The sequence below is a fragment of the Phytobacter massiliensis JC163 genome (genome assembly GCF_000321045.1).
In the GTDB taxonomy this organism is placed as follows: domain Bacteria; phylum Pseudomonadota; class Gammaproteobacteria; order Enterobacterales; family Enterobacteriaceae; genus Phytobacter_A; species Phytobacter_A massiliensis.
Map to the genome: position 1 here is coordinate 45,435 of NZ_HE578945.1, position 14,250 is coordinate 59,684.

The following is a 14,250-nucleotide window of genomic DNA, read 5'->3' on the forward strand; positions in this document are numbered from 1 at the left end:
CTTATAGTGCTTTTCCTTATCATCACCCTGATACGGATGATTTTTTAAAACGTTAACTGGCTCTCGCTATGCTGTCGGGGATCTGCGACAGCAGGCGGTTTCTGGTGTCGCCAGAAGGCGACACGTAACCCATTGTTTTTGAAGGCATGAAAAATCCTGGATCTCTGGCGTCTCTTTTTGACGACAGTCTGCTGAAAATATGTTCGCGTCAGCAATGGCGGTATTCACTTTCAACCCTTTGAAAAACAGCATGTTAATAAAATGTTTTGCACTCTGGCACGGTTACTGCATAATAAACAGCAGTGGCTCATTCACCTTCTTATGTCAGCCCCTTCGGGACGCGCTACATAAACCTCGAATGACGCACTTAAAGGTGCCTGCCGTCCAACTGCTGATAACAAGCGTAAGCTTTTTCAGAACCAGGGCGAAACGTCGAGTAAGGCACCGCCTAATTGCTAAACAAAGCCGGGTTTTTACCCGGCTTTGTTTTTTCTGACTTTCCCGTAGCGTCTTACTCGGCTAGCATCCTGTTAACCTTTATTGTTGAGAGTATCGCGTTGAAACGCTGGCCTGTTTTCCCCCGCTCCCTGCGTCAGTTGGTGATGATGGCGTTTCTGCTTATCCTGCTGCCGCTATTAGTGCTGGCCTGGCAGGCGTGGCAGAGTCTGAACGCCCTCAGCGCCCAGGCGGCGCAGACTAACCGCACCACCCTGATAGACGCCCGCCGCAGCGAGGCGATGACCAACGCCGCGCTGGAGATGGAGCGTAGCTACCGCCAGTACTGCGTGCTGGACGACCGGACGCTCGAACGGGTTTACCAGAGCCAGCGCAAACGCTACAGCGAAATGCTGGACGCCCACGCTGGCGTGCTGCCCGATAAGAAACTCTACCAGGCGCTGCGGGATGATTTAAACGACCTGGCGCAGCTACAGTGCAGCAACTCCGGCCCTTCGGCAGAGGCATCCGCGCGGCTGGAAGCGTTCGCCGCCGCCAATACCGAGATGGTGCAGTCCACCCGCGAAGTGGTTTTCTCGCGCGGGCAGCAGCTCCAGCAGGAGATTGCCGAGCGCGGACAGTTTTTCGGCTGGCAGGCGCTGGTGCTCTTTTTACTCAGCCTGGCGCTGGTACTGCTGTTTACGCGGATGATTATCGGCCCGGTAAAAGGCATCGAGCGGATGATTAACCGGCTGGGGGAAGGGCGCTCATTGGGCAATACCGTCGTGTTTAAGGGGCCGCGCGAGCTGCGCTACGTCGGCGAGCGTATCATCTGGCTGAGCGAGCGGCTTGCCTGGCTCGAATCCCAGCGCCATCAGTTTTTACGCCATCTCTCCCATGAACTTAAAACCCCGCTTGCCAGCATGCGCGAAGGGACGGAACTGCTGGCCGATGAGGTCGTCGGCCCGTTAACGGCAGAGCAAAAAGAGGTGGTGGATATTCTCGACGGCAGCAGCCGCAATTTACAGAAGCTTATCGAGCAGCTGCTTGATTACAACCGCAAGCTGGCCGATGGCGCGGTGGAGCTGGAAACCGTAGAGATAGCGCCCCTGACAGAGATGGTGATATCTGCTCACAGTTTACCGGCGCGGGCTAAAATGATGCATACCGATGTGGTTCTCGATGTCCCCGCCTGCCGGGCTGAGCCCATGCTGTTGATGAGCGTGCTGGACAATCTCTACTCGAACGCGGTGCACTATGGCGCTGAATCCGGTAACATTCTTATTCACAGTTACCATGCCGAGGGCAGGCTGCGCATTGACGTTGCCAATACCGGCACGCCGATCCCGGAATCCGAAAGCGGGATGATCTTCGAACCCTTTTTTCAGGGCAGCCATCAGCGCAAAGGGGCGGTAAAGGGCAGCGGCCTGGGGCTGAGTATCGCCAGAGACTGTATTCGCCGGATGCACGGCGAGCTGCATCTGGCGACCGTCGCTAACGCTGATGTCTGTTTTCGCATTGAGTTACCGCTTGATGCGCCGGAAAAATCCATAAAATGAAGCGAAATCTGATGTCGCACGTTTTTTCCCGCGTGACTGGCGCGGTGATATTACCTGGTAAAATACTACGCACGCTTACCTGCCTGCTGCTGGCGGGCTGTGTTTCGCAGGCGCCTGAGCGCACGGTACACGAACAGACCGGCGCGCAGCTCCCGGACCATCAGCTGGCCGATTTTCTGCTGGCGGATTGCGACGCCATCTGGGCGCAGAAAGGCAAGGCTTTTGATACCAACCCCCTGTTCTGGCTGCGTGGGATAGACTGCGCAAGCCGTCTATCGCCTGCGGCGGCCCGCGCCGAGGCGCGACGCTGGTCCGATGATACCTGGCAGGATGCGTTCAAAAGCGGCATTCTACTTGCCAATGCCAAAATCTCGCCGGTCGAGCGGCGTCAGAACACGCAGCGTCTCGACGCCCTCAGCCCGCAAATTCCCGCGCCGGTGCGCCCGCTGTATCAGCTCTGGCGCGATGGTCAGAGCGGGCAAATCCAGTTAGCGGAGGAGCGGGCGCGCTACGGTAAGCTCCAGCAAACCAGCGATGCCGAGCTGGACACCCTTCGTCAGCAGCAGCAGTTCCTGCATGAACAGCTGGAAACCACCACCCGCAAGCTGGAAAACCTGACCGATATTGAGCGGCGGCTCTACAGCCGCAAGCCCGCAGGCGGCGATCTGCCGGATAACGCGCGGCCAGCAAAGGACGACGCTAAACCCGAGGAGGCAAAACCATGACCAGCCGAAAACCCGCCCGTCTGCTGCTGGTGGATGACGACCCAGGGCTGCTGAAACTGCTTGGCCTGCGCCTGACCAGCGAAGGCTACGGCGTCGTCACTGCCGGAAGCGGGCAGGAGGGGCTGCGGGCGCTGAGCCGCGAAAAAATCGATCTGGTGATTAGCGATCTCAGGATGGATGAAATGGACGGCATGCAGCTCTTTACTGAGATCCAGCGGGTGCAGCCCGGCATGCCGGTTATCATCCTTACTGCTCACGGCTCTATTCCCGATGCCGTCGCCGCCACCCAGCAGGGGGTGTTCAGTTTTCTGACCAAGCCGGTGGATAAAGACGCCCTCTATAAAGCGATTGATGACGCTCTTGAGCACACCGCCCCCGCTTCGGACGAACAGTGGCGCGACGGTATTATTACCCGCAGCCCCGTGATGCTGCGCCTGCTGGAGCAGGCGAGAATGGTGGCGCAGTCGGACGTCAGCGTGCTGATTAACGGCCAGAGCGGCACCGGCAAAGAGATCCTCGCCCAGGCGATTCATAACGCCAGCCCGCGCAGCAAGCACGCCTTTATCGCCATTAACTGCGGCGCGCTGCCGGAACAGCTGCTGGAGTCAGAGCTGTTTGGCCACGCCCGCGGCGCGTTTACCGGCGCGGTCAGCAATCGTGAAGGGCTCTTTCAGGCGGCAGAAGGGGGCACGCTGTTTCTGGATGAGATTGGCGACATGCCGATCCCACTGCAGGTTAAGCTGCTGCGCGTATTGCAGGAGCGCAAGGTGCGCCCGCTGGGCAGCAACCGCGACATCGACATTGACGTGCGCATTCTCTCCGCCACCCACCGCGACCTGCCGAAGGCGATGACCCGCGGCGAGTTCCGCGAAGATCTCTTTTACCGCCTGAACGTGGTGAACCTCAAAATCCCCACCCTTGCCGAGCGGGCCGAAGATATTCCGCTGCTGGCTAACCACCTGTTGCGCCAGGCGGCGGATCGCCATAAACCATTTGTGCGCGCCTTTTCCACCGATGCGCTCAAGCGGCTGATGGCCGCGAGCTGGCCGGGTAACGTTCGCCAGCTGGTTAACGTCATTGAGCAGTGCGTGGCGCTGACATCGTCGCCGGTGATTAGCGACGCGCTGGTAGAGCAGGCGCTGGAGGGGGAGAATACCGCGCTGCCGACCTTTGCCGACGCGCGTAATCAGTTCGAGCTGAACTACCTGCGCAAGCTGCTGCAAATCACCAAAGGCAACGTGACCCACGCCGCCAGAATGGCCGGGCGCAACCGCACCGAATTCTATAAGTTGCTCTCCCGTCATGAACTGGATGCAAACGACTTTAAAGAGTAAAGCGCGAGTGGTTATGATACTGTGAACAACCGATTTCGTAGCTCACTGGCAAGCGTGTTTAAGGACCCACCATGAAAAAGATTGATGCGATTATTAAACCTTTCAAACTGGATGATGTGCGCGAGGCGCTGGCCGAGGTCGGCATTACCGGGATGACAGTGACCGAAGTGAAAGGTTTTGGTCGCCAGAAAGGGCACACCGAACTTTACCGCGGCGCGGAGTATATGGTGGACTTTCTGCCTAAAGTGAAAATTGAAATCGTCGTGACTGACGATATCGTCGAAACCTGCGTCGATACCATTATCCGTACCGCCCAGACCGGTAAAATCGGCGACGGTAAGATTTTCGTCTTTGACGTTGCGCGCGTGGTTCGTATCCGTACCGGCGAGGAAGACGACGCGGCAATCTGAGTTAACTGAAAAATATCTATTAGCAGTAAAGGGCCAGACGTTTAACCGCCTGGCCCTTTATCATGGTGCGCTTTATGCCTTAATAAAGCTGGAACCGTAGCTGTCGGCGGCCAGAAGCGCCGCATAAACTTTCTCTTCGGTGACGTTAAATGGCATGTTGTGAATGGTATCCCCTGGCAGGCAGGCCTGGGCCGCGACTTTGCGCATTTTACTTTCAACATTGCCAGTAACATTGAGCTGCTCGAGTGTAACCGGCAGGCCAACATCAATGCACAGTCGTAACACCGTTTCAAGCTCTTCCGTTGGTGCGTTTTCAAGAATTAATTGCGTTAATGTGCCGAAGGCGACTTTTTCGCCGTGGTACATCGAGTGCGTTTCTTCTAACACGGTGAAGCCGTTATGAATTGCATGAGCCGCCGCGAGGCCTCCGCTTTCAAAACCAACTCCGCTTAGATACGTATTGGCTTCCACAATGCGTTCTACGGCGTCGGTGACAACGTTACGCTCAACCGCCAGCAGCGCTATTTTCGCGTCGGTGAGAAGTGTTTCATAGCACTGTTTTGCGATACTCAGCGCCGCAACGGTAGGAAGCCCTCCCGCCATTGTAGAACTGGCGCTTTGCCGACAGGCGCGTGCTTCGAACCATGTCGCCAGCGCATCGCCAATGCCTGCTGCGAGTAGCCTGGCAGGGGCGTTAGCGATGATTTGCGTGTCGACCAGGACTAATGTGGGGTTGAAAGGTAAATCCAGGTAGGTGTCGAACTCTCCGTTATCCGTATATAACACCGACCATGAGCTGCACGGCGCATCGGTAGAAGCAATTGTTGGAATAATCACCAGAGGCAGGCCTAAATAATAGGATACTGCTTTTGCCGCATCGATTGTCTTCCCGCCGCCAATACCGATAATGGCAGTACACTGATTTTTTTCCGCATCAGCCTGAATAGTGGCTATTGCATTGCGTGAACATTCCCCGGTAAAAGTCGAAAACCGACAGGCAATATTTTCACGTTCAAAGCTGGCGCTTAATATATCCTGAGTTAATCCAAGAACGAACGCGTCGCCAAGGACTAAAAATTTAGCGTTCAGATGTTTGATGTACGTTGCGACAGAACTTAAGATTCCGGCTCCCTGGATATATTTCCCCGGTGCCTGGATGATTTTTGCACTCATCATATTCTCCATAATATGTACGCTGGATTATTTAATATCCAGGCTACCGTATGCTGACCGCCAGTCGTTTTGGAATTGTGCTACAGCAGCATCGACAGAGGGGTTATCCAGGAGCTTCCCGGCGAGATCGGCGGGAAGCGTGACGCACTCGCAGCCCGCCATCAGGCAATCCAGGAACTGTTGATTGTTTTTGTAACTGGCACCAAAGACTTTGCAGTGTGGAGCATGCAGTGCGAGAATTTTGACGAGCGCACTAACGATTTCAAGGCCATTTCCTGAAAGCGCTTCGATACGATTGTAATAGGGCGCGACATATTCCGCACCAGCGAGGGCCGCCAGTAAACCTTGCGTTGTGGTATATACGGCGGTGCCTAGCGTTCTGACATTCCGTGCTTTAAGTTGCTTTATCGCCTTTAGCCCTTCGGCTGTAACAGGAATTTTAATAACGATATCATTATCCATCTTACTGAGTCTGCTGGCCTCTTCAACCATACCGGCACAATCAGAGGCGATGACCTGAGAAAATATCATTCGGCCTTTTCCAAGCACTGCGCGAATTTGTGGTATAAGCACAGATAGCGCCACCCCTGATTTAGCCGTGATGCTGGGATTCATTGTTACGCCAGCTAGCGGTAAATTTTCTTCAAACCGTTTAATGTCATTTAAATTAGCAGTATCAACATATAATTTCATGGTATTAATCCTTAAGGTTTATTGCTCTAAGTTTTTTATTAACAGGTTAATGGCTAACTGCTGGTCTTTCGTTATTTAGCGAGTCGTTTCTACTGTATAACTTAGGCCAGAATAGCGAATAGCAAAGAATAAATATGAAACAGATGAGTGGCATAATAAATCCTGTTGCCATGTTATAGTGATCGGCAATAGCGCCCATAATAATAGGCATTACGGCTCCGCCGACAATTGACATGACTATGATCGATGATGCTTTTTTTGTCTGTCCGCCCAGGCCGCTAATTCCCAATGAAAAAATAGCCGGGAACATGATTGACATAAAATAAAAACTTAGAATTAATGAAACTACTGCCAGATAACCATCTGAATAGATGATAACTATCATTAGTGCTGAGTTGATTAAAGCAAAAAATGCAAGAACCACATGTGTCTTAATTTTACTCAAAATCATTCCGCCAGTCAGACGCCCAATCATGAACAAGCCAAACCCCCCGAAAGCAAGCAGCTGGGATGCACCGCGTTCGGTAAATTTGTAGACCTCATCCGCCTGATAGCACCAACTGGAGGGAAGAATACTGACCAGTCCGGCGCTCATTGCGGGGGAGTGTTCGACAACGTAGTTAATAAAGAAGCTAAAAATACCAGTCTGACCAGCGACATATAAAAATTGCGCCACGACAGCTAAAATAAAATGAGGGAACATCCAGAACGGTTTACCAGCCGCTCCAATACTTTCATCAGCCTCAGGTACAACCTCGGGAACTTTAGTTCTGGAGAAAATAAAAAGTATCAGCGTGACGGCGAGGAAGATGCCAAGATAAGGGATAAATAATCCATCGTTAGTTTTTGACACTTCTCCTGTAGCAGAGAGAACAAAGTGCCCGCCAATAAGTGGTCCAAAAATCAGGCCAAGACCGGCAATAGACTGTGATATATTTAACCTTGCAGCACCACCATCTTTGTTTCCAAGGATAATAACGTATGGGTTGGCAATGGTTTCTATACATGTAAGCCCTGCGGCAAGAATAAATATACCTGCCAGGAAAAAAAGATATTCTCCATAAAAGGTTGCCAGCATAAAGGTACTGGTTCCACACATAATTAGGATCAATCCAACCACAATGCCTGATTTATACCCGTATCGCTGTGCCAGCATGCCCGCCGGGATGGCGACAAAAAAATAGCTGATATAATTCGCAAACTGAATTAGAGCTGATTTTGCTTTGGTGATTTCCAGCGTGTTTTGAAAGTGTTTATTAAGTATATCTATCATTCCTGTGCTGAATCCAAGCACAAGAAATAGCATTGAGATGATGCAAAATATTTTCAGTTGATTACTACCATCCGGGGAAGTGAACAACCCTTGTCTATTCATTGCTACATCTCCTTGTGTATACCAAGTTTTTCTATAATAAAAGCATCATATTCCGGTTGCGCACCGTCTTTAGTCGCCACCCACGATCCCAGAGTCGATGCCCGATATAATGAAATGTCTGGTTTAAAATCAGAACTGATCAATGCATGGATCATTGATGCAAAAAAAGCATCGCCAGCACCAATAGTATTTTTTACCTTAACAGGGATACTCTGGCCTTTATATATTTTGCCTTTCCAGTACAGTAACGGGGGTTTATCACCGCAGGTGAGGCACAGGGTCTTCTCACCTGTTATCTTTATCAGAGATAATAACTGTTCCTCCTTGTCTTGTGATTTGATTCCATGGAAGGTAGCGATCTTGTCCATTTCATCTTCATTTAACTTAATGAAATCTGCCTTTTTTAAAAATTGGCAAACAATATGAATATCGTTCTGCCCTTCCCGTAAATTGACATCAAAACATTTAAGTCCATGAAATTTAGTTAGAAAATCATCAAAAGAATGCTGATTGAACGCGCTTCGTAGCGCTACTGAGCCAAAGACAAACGCATCGCAGGCCAGTCTGGTTGCACCAGTCCGGAAACTAATATAATCCCAGGCCGCAGGGGTATGAATGAAATAATTCGCATCGCCATTAGCGTCGATTTTTACATCAACAATCCCCGTTCCTACATTGTCAAGCATCGCGATTTCACTGGGGTCGCACTGCCACTCTTCTTTAATAATTCTTAGCGATTCCCGTCCCAGTTCATCGTTGCCCACGCTTGATACCGGGATAGTTCTACAGCCTAACTTATTCAGGTGGTAAGCAACATTCAGCGTTGCTCCGCCATGCAGAGGAGCCTGACCTTCCACGCAGTCCCACAGAATTTCGCAGGCCAGAAGGCAGGATGGCTTAACGATGGTCATTGTTTTGCTCCCGCTTTTCCGGAGTAGGAACACTTACCGTCTCGATATCAAGAACTTCAATATCATCAGGTGTATGGCGTCCAGACAGCAGCATGTAGGTCGCGTCTTTTCCATGCAGCGGGAAGGGGGCAAAATGCCAGGCATTTCGGCGCATGACAATGCCGAATGAACCATCAAGATGAACAGCGACAAGCTTGTTGATATCAAATTCGCCAACGGGCCCCAGAATTATCACGCTTTCACCGGTCAACGGGATGACAGCTTCTTCGGTCTGCATATGGCGCTCAATATTGCACAGAGTGAAATTGTGCGGCTTAGCCAGTAAGAAACTGGCAACAGGCTTATCTGTAAAGTCATCGGTGTCGCAAACGTCGTGAAAATAGGTGATATCGACGCGATCAACAGACGGTGTTCTGCCGGTTGGGAAGCCAATGAATTTCGCATACGGGGCCAGATTCTCTGCGGTGGCTTTGATAAGCGGTATGGTAAGCATAAAAATCCTTTATGAATGATAACGATATCTTTATTGGTTTGGTTTAATTGACCAGATCTACTTGAATAACTTTAAAAACATATAGTTATAAACAATATGTAGCCTTAAATATCAATGACAACGTTGTCATTTGCGTGCATTCTAACGTGGCACTCAGGATCCTAAAGAGAGAATGATCACATTTTGGATCATCTGCTATGGACGGATGGATCGGATCCAGTAGAGCGAGCATGGAAAGGAGGAGGGTAAAACCGCAGGAGTTTAAAGAAGTGCCAGGCTTCAGGCTGCGTGATAGAATTCGTTCACTACCTGAGCAAGACCAGTGAAGAAAACAACAAAAAGTTTTAAGAGAAAAAAATGGCAAGCATCGCAGATATCGCTAAAAAACTTAACTTATCAAACTCTACGGTTTCCAGGGCACTACGCGATTCAAATCTGGTGACAAAGGAGACCCGGGAAAAGGTGTTGCTTGCTGCACAGGAAGTGGGGTATGAAGTTAACGCCATAGCCAGGAAACTACGCAGCGGTGAATCCAGGACGATTGGTGTTATTGTTTCCGACATTACTAATTTACAGCATGGTGAAACGATAACGGCAATACAGAAAATCGCACTAGAGAATGGTTATACTGTGATTTTCGGGACTTCATCTGAAGATGAAAATACTGAGCGAAAGCTGATTGATCTACTTAAAAGTAACATGCTGCAAGGGCTAATTATCGTCCCAACATGGAAATCCATCAATAACCTTAAGTTACTGAAACATTTGCCTATAGTTGAAGTTGACAGACTCTCAGGTCTTGAATCAAGCGACCAGGTTTTAATCAGTAATCATGAAAGTATGAAACTGGCAACGAATTATTTAATCAGCCAGGGGCATAGAAATATTCTTTACTGCACTGGCGATTTATCAATTACGACATTTGATGAACGTTTACGTGGCTTCAACTGTGCGATTGCTGAGGCTGACTCAGCCGTTGCCCATGATATTTTACTGATTAAAGATACCGATAAATTACAGTCCAGAACCTGTAGCGAGGTGATTAATTATTTGACAGGTAAGAATAAACCCTCCGCTATTATTGCTGCTAATGACTTCATTGGCGAAGGGGTAGTTTCTGCAATTTATAAGTGCGGATTATCCATCCCGAAAGATATTTCTTTTTTAATGTTTGATGACCCTCGCTGGGCGAGCTTTTTTCCGACCCCACTAACCGTTATCAGGCAACCTGCTTACCAGTTAGGGCTAACAGCTGCCAACCTGCTTATTTCGAAGATAGAAAATAAACATAAAAATCAAGAAATTAAACGTCTTTCTGCTGACCTTGTTGTCAGGCAATCAGTGGCTAAAATCGAATGAGATAACGTATTGCTGCCTGCCAAAATGCGCAGACAGCAATACCATTTATTCTTATTCCACTTGCGGTGCGATCGGTCTTCTCAACAGGCAACGCACTACAATAAATACCACGATCAGCCCGACGCTGCTCAGCGTCCACTCTCCCATCTGCGAGAAAAAGTGTCCGTAAGCGGCAATGGCCGTTTCGCTAATTTGCGACTCGGTGGTTTGCTGGGCGACGACGCCCGCCAGCCAGTTGGCGACCGCACCGGTGGCGAGCATGTAGATGCCGGTCAGCAGACCGTTCGCGCCGGGCATGTTCAACCGGGTAATCTGCGACATCGCTACCGGGTCGATAAACAGTTCGGCGAAGCCCATCAGCGCCAGTCCGGCAATCATCATTCCCATCGACGCGTGACCGTGAAGCTCACCCTGGCGCGCGTTCAGCGCCAACAGCATAAACCCGCTGCCCATCAACGCCAGGCCAAAAGCAAATTTAAGCCATACCCGCAGGGCAGAACGCTCGCCGTTTTGCGCCCCGGCAAGCCAGGCCAGCGCCACGCCTGCCGCCATCACGGCAATCGCATTGACCGACTGGAACCATGCGGTGGGCACCTGAAAACGTAACCAGTGACGATCGACAAAGTGGTCGATAAACAGGCTGATTGAGCTGCCGCCCTGCTGCGCCAGGATCCAGAACAGCGTACCGGCAAGCATCAGCAGCACTATCTGCCACAGGCCACGGCGGTATTGCGGCGCGCTTTTCATCAGACGCGCTACCCGCCAGACGGCGAAAACGCAGACCAGCCCCAGCAAATAGCCCGCGCCGTCATAATGCAGCAGCAGGGTAAAGAAGACCGGCGCGATGCAAAGCATCACGACCAGCCAGCCCCAGACGGGCAACGCCAGTTTCACCTTACGCAGCGCCGGTTTGTCGACGCCGCGCACGTGACGAAAATGGCGATGACCGCTTAAAAAGATCAGCAGGCCAAGGAACATACCGATTCCCGCCAGCGCAAAACCGATGTGCCAGCCGTACCACTGCGCCGCCAGCCCGCAGACGATAGGTGAGACAATCGAGCCCACGTTACCGGCGGCATAGAGTAGGGAAAATCCACCGTCGCGACGATGATCGTCGGCAGTGTAGAGTTCGCCCAGCAGGCAGCTAATATTGGATTTAAACAGGCCGTAGCCGCAGATAATGATCGCCAGCGCGATATAGAGACTCCAGGTGGCGTCCGTCCCCAGACCCAGCACGACGTGGCCGAGGGTCATCAGCAGCGCGCCGGCAATTACCGCCGCGCGGTTGCCGAGCAGCCGATCGGCAAGCCAGCCGCCAAGAACAGGCGTGACATAAACTAACGAGGCGTAGGCGCTGAAAAGGGTGATGGCATGACTGTCGTCAAAGCCGAGCTGGTGGGTGAGATAGAGGATAAGCAGGGCGCGCATCCCGTAAAAGCTGAAGTATTCCCAAATTTGAATCGCCACGATGTAGTAAATCGCGCGCGGTTGTGAGGGTGTTTTCATCTTGTCTCCTTACTACGGCAAAAAGGGAAGTGGCAGGCCACTTCCCTTAGTGTTTTATTTATTATTTACTTTCAATACCTTAACAGTGTAACGGCCATCTTTCTGACGGTATGCGCCGTGAATATCGGTTTCGAAGCCCGGATAGTGAGCGCCGATTTCGCACAGCATCTGCAGGAACTCCAGTACCGGACGGCTTTCCTCGGTGATCATTTCACCCGGCATCACCAGCGGAACACCCGGAGGATACGGCAGGATCATGTTGGCGTTGATCCGGCCAACCATCTCGTCCAGATATACCTCTTCGGTTTCGCCGTGCAGCTCTTTCTGGAAGGCGTCAAACGGGGTCATTTCCATGGACGGCAGCACTTCGAACGCGCGGAACATCAGATCCGGCAGGTTGTGGTGCTGAACCAGGTCATGAATATTCTGCGCCAGGTCCTGAATGCGCATCTCGCCATAGAATTCCGGCGCTTCGCGGTACAGGGCAGGCAGAATGTTTTTCACCCGCAGGTTCAGATCAAAGGCGCGTTTGAAATCGGTCAGCGCGCGCAGCAGGCTCAGCGCCTTGGTTTTATCGATCCCGATGCTGAACAGGAACAGCAGGTTATAAGGGCCGGTTTTCTCAACCACAATACCGCGTTCGTCGAGGTATTTTGCCACCAGGCTTGCCGGGATACCGAATTGATCCATCGTACCGTCTTTCTTCATCCCCGGAGTCAGAATGGTGACTTTGATGGGGTCGAGGTACATATGTTCGTTATCGATATTTTTAAAGCCGTGCCATGCGCTGTCTGAACGCAGCGGCCAGCACTCCGGACCATCGATATGTTCCGGCTGCCAGACGTCAAAGAACCAGCCGTCAGACTCGCTTTTCAGGCGTTTGATCTCTTTACGGAACTTAATCGCACGTTCGATCGAACCGTTAATCAGACGCTTACCGGCATTGCCTTTCATCATTGCCGCTGCGGTTTCCGTAGAGGCCACGATGCCGTAATGCGGCGACGTGGTGGTATGCATCATAAAGGCTTCGTTGAAGGTCTCTTCGTTAACGTCGCCTTTCACATGGATCATGGAAGCCTGGGAGAAGGCCGCCAGCAGCTTATGGGTGGACTGGGTTTCGTAGATAACTTTCCCTTCCACGCGGCCGCCGCTCATGCCGCATTTGCCTTCGTAAATGGGCGAGAAGTTGGTGTAAGGCACCCAGGCGGAATCAAAGTGGATGGATTTTACATCCAGCGTTTTCTTGATGTAATCGGTGTTGTACAGCAGGCCGTCATAGGTAGAGTTGGTAATAACGGCATGCACCGGCCAGCTGGCGTTGGGTGTCGCTTTCACCCGTTTGGCGATGGTTTCGCGCTGGAACTCGCTCTGCGGAATACCGCCGAGAATGCCGTAGGCGTTACGGGTCGGGCGGAAGTAGATGGGCGTAATGTTGCTCATCATCATCAGATGCGTCAGCGACTTATGGCAGTTACGGTCAATCAGGACGGTGCTGCCCGCCGGTGCGGAGTACATACCGACGATTTTGTTCGCCGTTGAGGTGCCGTTGGTCACCATATAGCTGCGCTCGGCGTTAAAGACGCGGGCGATGTACTCTTCCGCCTCTTTATGCGGACCGGTATGGTCAAGCAGCGAGCCCAGTTCGGAAACGGAGATCGACACGTCCGATTTCATGGTGTTCGGGCCAAAGAAATCGTAGAAGATGCTGCCTACCGGGCTTTTCTGGAACGCTGTGCCGCCCATATGGCCTGGCGTACAGAAAGTGTATTTGCCTTCACGCACATATTTGAACAGCGCTTTGGTCAGCGGCGGCAGAATGGTGTCGATGTAGTCGTCGGTGCTCTGTTTGATTTTGGCGGCGATATCTTCCGCAGCGCCCAGCGCGTATTCGAAGAAGCGGACGTGCATACGCAGGTCGTTGAGGCTGACATCCAGCGTAGAGTAGGTGTTGGCGAAAGCATACTGCGGCATATATTCGTTGAGCGCGCTGATCTCTTCGCACAGCTCAAGGTTATATTTGTCCCAGTCAAAAATGACGCCGCAAAGACGCGCGTTGTTTTCAATCAGTTTAAGCAGGTCTTCACGGTCGTTCGGGTAAACAATACGAAAATCAAGGCGTTCCAGCGCACGATGCAGTTCACGAATAGGCTCTTCCTTAAAGTAGACGCCCATGTGGTTCATAATTGCGATAACGTTCATAGTCTTATTCCAGATAAAGGAAGCCCTTCCCATCTCACAGACAGGTGCAGGAAAGGGCTTTTAGAATGAAGGATTAAC

The 14,250-nt window shown here is 51.5% G+C and carries 12 protein-coding genes; 5 read left to right on the forward strand and 7 right to left on the reverse strand.

Going from position 1 to position 14,250, the window contains the following annotated elements:
* The first annotated feature begins 557 nt into the window (after positions 1-557).
* The 4 genes from qseE (at position 558) to glnB (ending at position 4,463) form a co-directional block, all read left to right on the forward strand.
* Positions 558-1,994, forward strand: coding sequence for a two component system sensor histidine kinase QseE/GlrK (gene qseE, locus ENTHG_RS00525; protein ID WP_044178815.1), 1,437 nt, complete (start codon positions 558-560; stop codon positions 1,992-1,994).
* Positions 1,991-2,719, forward strand: coding sequence for a two-component system QseEF-associated lipoprotein QseG (gene qseG, locus ENTHG_RS00530; protein ID WP_044172274.1), 729 nt, complete (start codon positions 1,991-1,993; stop codon positions 2,717-2,719). The genes qseE and qseG overlap by 4 nt, the downstream gene beginning before the upstream one ends.
* The gene (gene glrR, locus ENTHG_RS00535) at positions 2,716-4,053 is read left to right on the forward strand and encodes a two-component system response regulator GlrR (RefSeq protein WP_044172277.1); all 1,338 of its coding nucleotides are present in this window, start codon (positions 2,716-2,718) and stop codon (positions 4,051-4,053) included. Before qseG ends, glrR begins: the two co-directional genes overlap by 4 nt.
* A gap of 71 nt (positions 4,054-4,124) precedes the next feature.
* Complete coding sequence (gene glnB, locus ENTHG_RS00540; protein ID WP_024549981.1) at positions 4,125-4,463, forward strand: nitrogen regulatory protein P-II; 339 nt, start codon at positions 4,125-4,127, stop codon at positions 4,461-4,463.
* Positions 4,464-4,535: 72 nt separating this feature from the next.
* Here glnB and ENTHG_RS00545 read toward each other — a convergent pair whose 3' ends face one another.
* The 5 genes from ENTHG_RS00545 to ENTHG_RS00565 are packed head-to-tail and all read right to left on the reverse strand — an operon-like array spanning position 4,536 to position 9,108.
* Positions 4,536-5,636: a glycerol dehydrogenase gene (locus ENTHG_RS00545; protein ID WP_044172282.1), complete on the reverse strand. Its 1,101-nt coding sequence runs from the start codon at positions 5,634-5,636 to the stop codon at positions 4,536-4,538.
* 27 nt (positions 5,637-5,663) lie between these two features.
* Positions 5,664-6,329 (reverse strand): transaldolase family protein, encoded by a 666-nt coding sequence (locus ENTHG_RS00550; RefSeq protein WP_044172285.1) that lies wholly within the window; start codon positions 6,327-6,329, stop codon positions 5,664-5,666.
* Between the two features lie 46 nt (positions 6,330-6,375).
* On the reverse strand, positions 6,376-7,704 hold the full coding sequence (locus tag ENTHG_RS00555) for an MFS transporter (protein ID WP_044172287.1): 1,329 nt from the start codon (positions 7,702-7,704) through the stop codon (positions 6,376-6,378).
* 2 nt (positions 7,705-7,706) lie between these two features.
* Positions 7,707-8,615 carry a PfkB family carbohydrate kinase gene (locus ENTHG_RS00560; RefSeq protein WP_044172291.1) on the reverse strand — a complete coding sequence of 303 codons (909 nt, stop codon included), beginning with the start codon at positions 8,613-8,615 and terminating at the stop codon, positions 7,707-7,709.
* Positions 8,602-9,108: an ureidoglycolate lyase gene (locus ENTHG_RS00565; RefSeq protein ID WP_044172293.1), complete on the reverse strand. Its 507-nt coding sequence runs from the start codon at positions 9,106-9,108 to the stop codon at positions 8,602-8,604. Before ENTHG_RS00565 ends, ENTHG_RS00560 begins: the two co-directional genes overlap by 14 nt.
* Positions 9,109-9,465: 357 nt before the next feature.
* Here ENTHG_RS00565 and ENTHG_RS00570 point away from each other — a divergent pair, with 357 nt between their 5' ends.
* Positions 9,466-10,467, forward strand: coding sequence for a LacI family DNA-binding transcriptional regulator (locus tag ENTHG_RS00570; RefSeq protein WP_044172296.1), 1,002 nt, complete (start codon positions 9,466-9,468; stop codon positions 10,465-10,467).
* Between the two features lie 51 nt (positions 10,468-10,518).
* Here the strand turns inward: ENTHG_RS00570 and ENTHG_RS00575 are convergent, their stop codons facing one another.
* Both ENTHG_RS00575 and cadA read right to left on the reverse strand, forming a co-directional pair.
* On the reverse strand, positions 10,519-11,973 hold the full coding sequence (locus ENTHG_RS00575; protein WP_044172299.1) for a POT-type proton-dependent oligopeptide transporter: 1,455 nt from the start codon (positions 11,971-11,973) through the stop codon (positions 10,519-10,521).
* Positions 11,974-12,027: 54 nt separating this feature from the next.
* The gene (gene cadA / locus ENTHG_RS00580; protein WP_044172302.1) at positions 12,028-14,172 is read right to left on the reverse strand and encodes a lysine decarboxylase CadA; all 2,145 of its coding nucleotides are present in this window, start codon (positions 14,170-14,172) and stop codon (positions 12,028-12,030) included.
* Between the last annotated feature and the right edge of the window lie 78 nt (positions 14,173-14,250).

Excerpts from the sequence above, each read along its gene's own strand:
- glnB (WP_024549981.1), top strand. The coding sequence starts at position 4,125 with ATGAAAAAGATTGATGCGATTATTAAACCTTTCAAACTGGATGATGTG.
- cadA (WP_044172302.1), bottom strand. The coding sequence starts at position 14,172 with ATGAACGTTATCGCAATTATGAACCACATGGGCGTCTACTTTAAGGAA.
- ENTHG_RS00550 (WP_044172285.1), bottom strand. The coding sequence starts at position 6,329 with ATGAAATTATATGTTGATACTGCTAATTTAAATGACATTAAACGGTTT.
- ENTHG_RS00570 (WP_044172296.1), top strand. The coding sequence starts at position 9,466 with ATGGCAAGCATCGCAGATATCGCTAAAAAACTTAACTTATCAAACTCT.
- ENTHG_RS00560 (WP_044172291.1), bottom strand. The coding sequence starts at position 8,615 with ATGACCATCGTTAAGCCATCCTGCCTTCTGGCCTGCGAAATTCTGTGG.
- ENTHG_RS00575 (WP_044172299.1), bottom strand. The coding sequence starts at position 11,973 with ATGAAAACACCCTCACAACCGCGCGCGATTTACTACATCGTGGCGATT.
- ENTHG_RS00555 (WP_044172287.1), bottom strand. The coding sequence starts at position 7,704 with ATGAATAGACAAGGGTTGTTCACTTCCCCGGATGGTAGTAATCAACTG.
- ENTHG_RS00545 (WP_044172282.1), bottom strand. The coding sequence starts at position 5,636 with ATGAGTGCAAAAATCATCCAGGCACCGGGGAAATATATCCAGGGAGCC.
- ENTHG_RS00565 (WP_044172293.1), bottom strand. The coding sequence starts at position 9,108 with ATGCTTACCATACCGCTTATCAAAGCCACCGCAGAGAATCTGGCCCCG.
- glrR (WP_044172277.1), top strand. The coding sequence starts at position 2,716 with ATGACCAGCCGAAAACCCGCCCGTCTGCTGCTGGTGGATGACGACCCA.
- qseG (WP_044172274.1), top strand. The coding sequence starts at position 1,991 with ATGAAGCGAAATCTGATGTCGCACGTTTTTTCCCGCGTGACTGGCGCG.